The organism is Empedobacter sp. UBA5528, assembly GCF_002426075.1.
Classification (GTDB): Bacteria; Bacteroidota; Bacteroidia; order Flavobacteriales; family Weeksellaceae; genus Empedobacter; species Empedobacter falsenii_B.
This window is the reverse complement of the sequence record NZ_DINY01000001.1, coordinates 38,620-45,317: the sequence shown is the minus strand read 5'-3', so window position 1 is coordinate 45,317 and position 6,698 is coordinate 38,620. Positions and strand designations below refer to the sequence as shown.

The 6,698-nt window shown below is 32.8% G+C and carries 6 protein-coding genes; 5 read left to right on the top strand and 1 reads right to left on the bottom strand.

Translation table 11 applies throughout. The features are described from left to right. The first annotated feature begins 585 nt into the window (after positions 1-585). From B4L98_RS00215 to B4L98_RS00195, 5 genes are all read left to right on the top strand, one after another. Positions 586-1,968, top strand: a complete 1,383-nt coding sequence (locus B4L98_RS00215; RefSeq protein WP_291077218.1) for an NAD(P)-binding domain-containing protein — start codon at positions 586-588, stop codon at positions 1,966-1,968. Positions 1,969-2,095: 127 nt separating this feature from the next. Beyond that, positions 2,096-2,704: a trimeric intracellular cation channel family protein gene (locus tag B4L98_RS00210; RefSeq protein WP_291077216.1), complete on the top strand. Its 609-nt coding sequence runs from the start codon at positions 2,096-2,098 to the stop codon at positions 2,702-2,704. 38 nt (positions 2,705-2,742) lie between these two features. Further along, the gene (locus B4L98_RS00205) at positions 2,743-3,348 is read left to right on the top strand and encodes a trimeric intracellular cation channel family protein (protein WP_291077214.1); all 606 of its coding nucleotides are present in this window, start codon (positions 2,743-2,745) and stop codon (positions 3,346-3,348) included. A 2-nt stretch (positions 3,349-3,350) separates the two neighbouring features. Then, positions 3,351-4,292 carry a formimidoylglutamase gene (gene hutG / locus B4L98_RS00200; RefSeq protein WP_291077212.1) on the top strand — a complete coding sequence of 314 codons (942 nt, stop codon included), beginning with the start codon at positions 3,351-3,353 and terminating at the stop codon, positions 4,290-4,292. Positions 4,293-4,415: 123 nt separating this feature from the next. Beyond that, positions 4,416-5,282, top strand: coding sequence for a sigma-70 family RNA polymerase sigma factor (locus tag B4L98_RS00195; protein ID WP_019975176.1), 867 nt, complete (start codon positions 4,416-4,418; stop codon positions 5,280-5,282). Positions 5,283-5,320: 38 nt separating this feature from the next. Here B4L98_RS00195 and mgtE read toward each other — a convergent pair whose 3' ends face one another. Further along, the gene (mgtE, locus tag B4L98_RS00190; RefSeq protein ID WP_291058732.1) at positions 5,321-6,640 is read right to left on the bottom strand and encodes a magnesium transporter; all 1,320 of its coding nucleotides are present in this window, start codon (positions 6,638-6,640) and stop codon (positions 5,321-5,323) included. Positions 6,641-6,698 lie beyond the last annotated feature (58 nt).

Sequence of the window (6,698 nt, the reverse complement as noted above, 5' to 3'; positions counted from 1 at the left end):
GTGAACAACTTGAGGCTTTTTTGTGTTTATGGATTTCGCTTTAGGTGAAGGCTGTAAGCTTTACGCTAACTAAAAACTATGTTTTATAAAACAAGAAGCTTCCTTTCATCCAACAAGAAGCTTCTAATTAGTCAACGAGAAGCTTCTTCTTTATAAAAAGGAAGCTTCTTTTTTACAACTAACTCAGAACTTAAAACCAGCGTTAGGGATAGTAGTGGAAATCTTTTGTAGAAATTGGATTTTCCTGTAATCACTTCCAATTTTATTCTACAAAAGATTGCAACGGATAGCCCGACCGAAGGGAACGCCATAATAATTAAGCTTATTATTATGTTTCATTAATATTTGTCCATCTGCTATAATTTTAGTACATTGAAGAATAATTTAATTTTGAATAAAATTTTATTTATTCAGCAAGAGGTTTTCTATCTCTTTATATGTTGTAATCATTAGATTACACATTCTATTCTGTTTTACACAATTTTTATAGATGTTTTTTTCTATATCAGGTCGTTTCAGGCATAAAAATCAATTACTATTGAGAGATAGTTGAGTAGTTCATATAAGTTTAATTAAAAACAATTCATGAGTTTAAAAGTAGGCATTATCGGGGCTGGACCAAGTGGTTTGGCAATGTTAAGAGCATTTGAGTCAGAAGAGAAAAAAGGTAACAAAATTCCAGAAATTAAATGTTTTGAGAAGCAAGACAACTGGGGAGGAATGTGGAACTACACTTGGCGTACAGGAGTAGGTAAATACGGAGAGCCATTGCATGGCAGTATGTATAAATATTTATGGTCGAATGGACCAAAAGAATGTTTAGAATTTGCAGATTATACATTTTCTGAACACTTTGGTCAAACAATATCTTCTTATCCACCTAGAGAAGTATTATTCGATTATATAGAAGGAAGAATTAAACAAAGTAATGCGCGAAAGTACATTCAGTTTAATACCGTTGCAAGGTGGGTAGATTATGTAGAGGATAAAAAACAATTTCGCGTTGTTTTTGATGATTTAAAGAAAAATCAAACTTTCGAAGAATATTTCGATTATTTAATTGTCGGAACTGGACATTTTTCTACACCAAATATGCCTTATTTTAAAGGGATCGAGAATTATACAGGAAATGTAATGCATGCGCATGATTTTCGTGGAGCTGATCCATTTAGAGGTAAAGAAATTTTATTGATCGGTAGTAGTTATTCGGCAGAAGATATTGCGGTACAATGTTATAAACACGGAACTAAATCGGTCACAATTTCTTATCGTACAAATCCAATTGATTGTAAATGGCCAAATGGAATAGAAGAATTGCCTTTGGTGACACATTTTGAAGATAAGAAAGCATTTTTCAAAGACGGAACATCAAAAGAGTTTGATGCAGTAATTATGTGTACAGGTTATCAACACAAATTTCCGTTTTTACCAGATAATTTGCGTTTAAAAACCAAAAATTGTTTGTATCCAGAAGGAATGTATAAAGGTGTAATATCAGATGTAAATGCTCAATTGTTATTTTTGGGAATGCAGGATCAATATTACACATTTAATATGTTTGATGCGCAAGCATGGTTTGCACGTGATTATATTTTGGGACGAATTAATTTACCTTCAAAAGAAGATATTCAAAAAGATATTCAGAAATGGATTGATTATGAAAAACAATCGATTTCTGCTGATGATCATGTTGATTTTCAAACTGATTATTTGAAGGATTTAATTCATTTAACTGATTATCCTATGTTCGATTTGGATAAAGTTGCTAATATGTTCAAATCTTGGTTAAAAGATAAAGAAGAAAATATTTTAACTTATCGAGATAAAACCTATACCTCTGTTATGGACGAAACGAAAGCAGAAAAACATCACACACCTTGGATGAAAGAATTGGATGATAGTTTAGAACGCTATTTGGATGAAGATCCAATTGATGAAAAGCAATTAGAAAAAACAAATTATTATTAATATTAACAAAAAGACTAACAAATGTGTTGGTCTTTTTTTATTTTCGATTGTATATTTAAACATCGTTAAAAAAGAAAAGTGTTTATTTTTGACAGAGCACAACACAATATGATTTAATACAATAGAAATGGAGATTCAATATTTTTTCGAATTATTTGGTACACTTTTTTTTGGAATTTCGGGCGCTTTAGCAGCAGATGAAAAATCTGGTAACGATTGGTTTGGTGTAACCTTTATTGCTTTCCTAACTTCAATTGGAGGTGGTACAATTCGTGATATTTTACTTTCCGTTGAAATTATGTGGATAAAGGATGTTAATCTTATTTATGCAGTAGGGATTGGTGTTATTTTAGCGGCAATTTTCTATGAGCCTCTGTTGAAACTTCGTAAAACATTTATGCTTTTTGATACGTTAGGAATTGCTTTATTTACGATTGTTGGTTTAGAAAAAGCTCTAAATCTTGGAATTCATCCTGTAATTGCACCTGTAATGGGAATGTTTACGGCGGTTTTTGGATCCATTATTCGCGATATGATGTTGAACGAAGTTCCTATTATCTTCAAGAAAGAAATTTATGCGTTTGCATGTCTTTGTGGCGCAGTTATTTATATGATTTTATGGAAATTGGGACTTGATCGTAACATCAATTTCTTTTTTTCGGGAGCTGTAATTGTCGCAGTTCGTTTGACTGCAATAAAATACAACTTATCATTACCAAAGTTTAAAAGTCATTAATTTATAGATTCGTATCTTAGCGAACTAATTTTTTATAGATGGAAATTCAATACATTTTTGAATTATTTGGGACGGTTGTGTTTGCTATTTCAGGTGCTTTAGCTGGTGATGAAAGACGAAAACACGATTGGTTTGGAATCGCTTGTTTTGCTTTTATAACGGCTGTTGGAGGAGGAACCTTGCGCGATTTATTTTTGAATAGTTATCCGTTGGTTTGGATTAGCGATATGAATGTGATTTATGCCGTTTTTGCAGGAATTTTATTAGCAGGAATATTTTTTAAGTATTTTTCACGTTTACGAATTACTTTAATGCTTTTTGATACTTTAGGAATTGCTTTGTTTACGATAGTTGGTTTAGAAAAAGCACATTCTTTGGGCGCAAACAATTTTATTTCTGTGATGATGGGAATGATGACGGCTGTGATGGGCGGAATGTTGCGTGATGTTTTGATGAATAGAACGCCGTTTATTTTTGTACAAGAAATTTATGCAACAGCGTGTATTGTAGGTGGGGTAGCTTATCTAATTTTTGATGATTTTGGGCTGGATCGAAATATTAATTTCATTGTTTCAGGAGCTATTATTGCTGCAATTCGTATTGTGACAGTTAAGTTTAATTTATCGTTACCTAAATTTTATTAATCATGCAAAAAACACCATTTAATCAAGAAATTTGGACAGGAAGAATTGATTCTGAAGACGGAGAGTTAGGCTTAAGAGTTCATCAAGTAATCAACGATTATGATCAATTTGAATCAGCATCCATTCAACCAAAAGTAATTCTTGGTTTTTGTTCAGAAGAAGGAGTTGAACGAAATAAAGGACGAATTGGCGCAAAGAATTCACCAGATTTCATTCGAAAAGCATTAGCCAATTTGCCTTTGCATTTTTCTGAAACAGATTTTATTTTTGATACTGGAAATATTGTTTGCGACGACAAAGATTTAGAAACTGCGAGAGAAGAACAGGTTAATCAAGTTCATAAAATCATCAAACAAAATCATTTTCCGATAGTGATTGGCGGTGGACACGAAACAGCTTTGGGCGATTTTTTAGCTTTAGCACAATCATACAAAAATATTGGAATTATCAATCTTGATGCGCATTTTGATTTGAGAACGCCAAATCCGCAATCTACTTCTGGCACACCATTTTATGAAATGGCAAAGTATTGCGAACAAAACGAAATGAATTTTAATTATATTCCAATTGGTATTCAAGAATTGGGAAATACAAAAGCATTATTTCATCGAGCAGAAAACTTAGGTGTTAAGTTTATCATGGCCGATGAAGTACACTTACATCTGAATAAAATTTTAGAAGACCTTAAAATTATCATTCAACAATATGATGCACTTTATGTATCATTGGATATGGATGTTTTTGATGCAGCGTATGCACCAGGTGTAAGTGCAACGACAATTAATGGTTTAACGCCTTTTCAAGTAAAATATATTTTGAAAGTTTTAATGAATTCGAATAAAGTTAAAATCTTTGATTTGGTCGAGTATAATTCGCTTTTTGATGTTGATAACTCAACAGCGAAACTCTCTGCACAAATGATTTACGAAGTTTTAAGACATTAATTATGAAATAATTTACAATATTTTGTAACCTTTTTCAGTTATCTGCGTATACATATATAGTGGTGTTAATAAACCACCCAAGAAATCGATAATAATCATTAATAATAGGAGGGTTTTAGTTAAATGAGACAGCTTAAAATTACAAAGCAGGTAACAAATCGTGAAACTGCGTCGTTGGATAAATACTTACAAGAGATTGGTAAAGTAGATTTGATTACAGCGGAGGAGGAAGTAGAGTTAGCACAACGTATCAAAGCAGGAGATCGTGTTGCCTTAGAAAAATTAACAAAAGCAAACTTACGTTTCGTGGTTTCTGTTGCGAAACAATACCAAAATCAAGGTTTAAGTTTACCAGATTTAATTAATGAAGGAAATTTAGGTTTGATTAAAGCAGCGCAACGTTTTGACGAAACACGTGGTTTCAAATTTATCTCGTATGCCGTTTGGTGGATTCGTCAATCTATCTTACAAGCATTAGCAGAGCAATCTCGTATTGTACGTTTACCATTAAATAAAATTGGATCGATCAATAAAATTAATAAAGCCTATGCTTTATTAGAGCAAGAACATGAACGTGCTCCATCTGCAGAAGAAATTTCTGAAGTTTTGGATATGTCTGAAGGTGATGTAAAAGAGTCGATGAAAAACTCTGGTCGTCACGTCTCAATGGATGCACCATTAGTAGAAGGAGAAGATTCTAACTTATACGATGTATTAAACATTGGTGAATCTCCATCTCCAGATGTACAATTGATGATTGAGTCATTACGTGTAGAGATTGAACGTGCATTACAAACATTAACGCCTCGTGAAGCTGATTTAATTCGTTTATACTTCGGATTAAACGGTCAACATCCAATGACGTTAGAAGAAATTGGAGAAACGTTTGATTTAACAAGAGAACGTGTTCGTCAAATTAAAGAAAAAGCAATTCGCCGTTTAAAACATACTTCGAGATCTAAGATTTTGAAAACATATATCGGACGATAATAAAAATAAAAAAATCCAGCCAATTGGTTGGATTTTTTTTATAATAATTTTCCGCTTAGTAAGAATGCAGCAATTGTAAAGTAGATAATCAATCCTGAAACGTCAACCAAAGTTGCGACAAAAGGCGAGGATGCTGTTGCGGGATCAAATCCAATTTTTCTCAAAATAAATGGAACTAAAGATCCAGAAAGTGTTCCCCATAAAACAATAATGATTAAAGATAAAGCGACTGTTAAAGCTACATACAACCAATATTCTCCATAACTATAAATTCCAGTTTTTTGCCAAATTAAGATTCTGATAAAACCAACAAATCCAAGAATTGCACCTAAGATTAATCCTGAAGCAAACTCTTTCTTCATTACATACCACCAATCTTTTAGTTTCAATTCGCCCAAAGCCATCGCACGAATAATCAGCGAAGCCGCTTGAGAACCAGAATTTCCGCCACTCGAAATAATCAATGGAACAAATAAAGCGAGTACAACCGCTTTTTCGATTTCTTGGTCATAATAACTCATAGCAGAAGCAGTAAACATTTCGCCAATAAATAAGATAACCAGCCAACCTGCGCGCTTTTTAATTAATTCCGCAATAGGTGTTTTAGTATACGAAACATCCAATTCTTCCATCCCTCCGAATTTCTGAATATCTTCTGTATCACGCATTTTCATTCGATCCAAGATGTCGTCGAAGGTTACAATTCCGACCAAAACATCATTCTCTGTCACAATTGGGATCGCAGAACGATCGTATTTATCAAAAACTTCTAACGCATCTTCTAAAGGAGTCGTCGTCTTGATTGAAACAAAATTATGATCGATCAAATCTTCTACTTTCGTATCTTCATCAGCCAAAAGAATTTCGCCAATTTTTAAATCATCAATCAATCTATTTTTTCCATCAACAATAAAAATATACGTCAACGTTTCCGCTTTTTTTCCATATTTTTTGATGTGCGCCAAAACTTGTTTTACAGTATAATGTTCTTTTACCTGAATATAATTTGGCGTCATCAAACGCGCAATCGAATCTTCTTTGTATCCAATCAAATTTAGTGCTGTAGCGCGTTCTTCAGGATTTAAAAGATTAATGGAATGTTTGATTAATTGATCTGGGAAATTTTCAAATAGTTCTGTTCGGTCATCAGGATCAAGATTGTTCAAAACTTCAGCTAAATCTTCGTCCGTCAAACTTTTTACAATTTCGTACTGAATATCGGGTTCAAAATAGGAGAATACTTCAACTTTATCATCATTCGAAAGCGAATAAAAAGCGATGTTTCTTTCTTTTACGTTCAGTGCAGTTAATTGTTCGGCAATATCTGCTGGATGTTGATTAAGCATATTATTTTCCATAAATTTGTTGTTTTTATCCCAAGCTGCAAATTAAGTCTTTTTGAGATGAGAAGAAGTA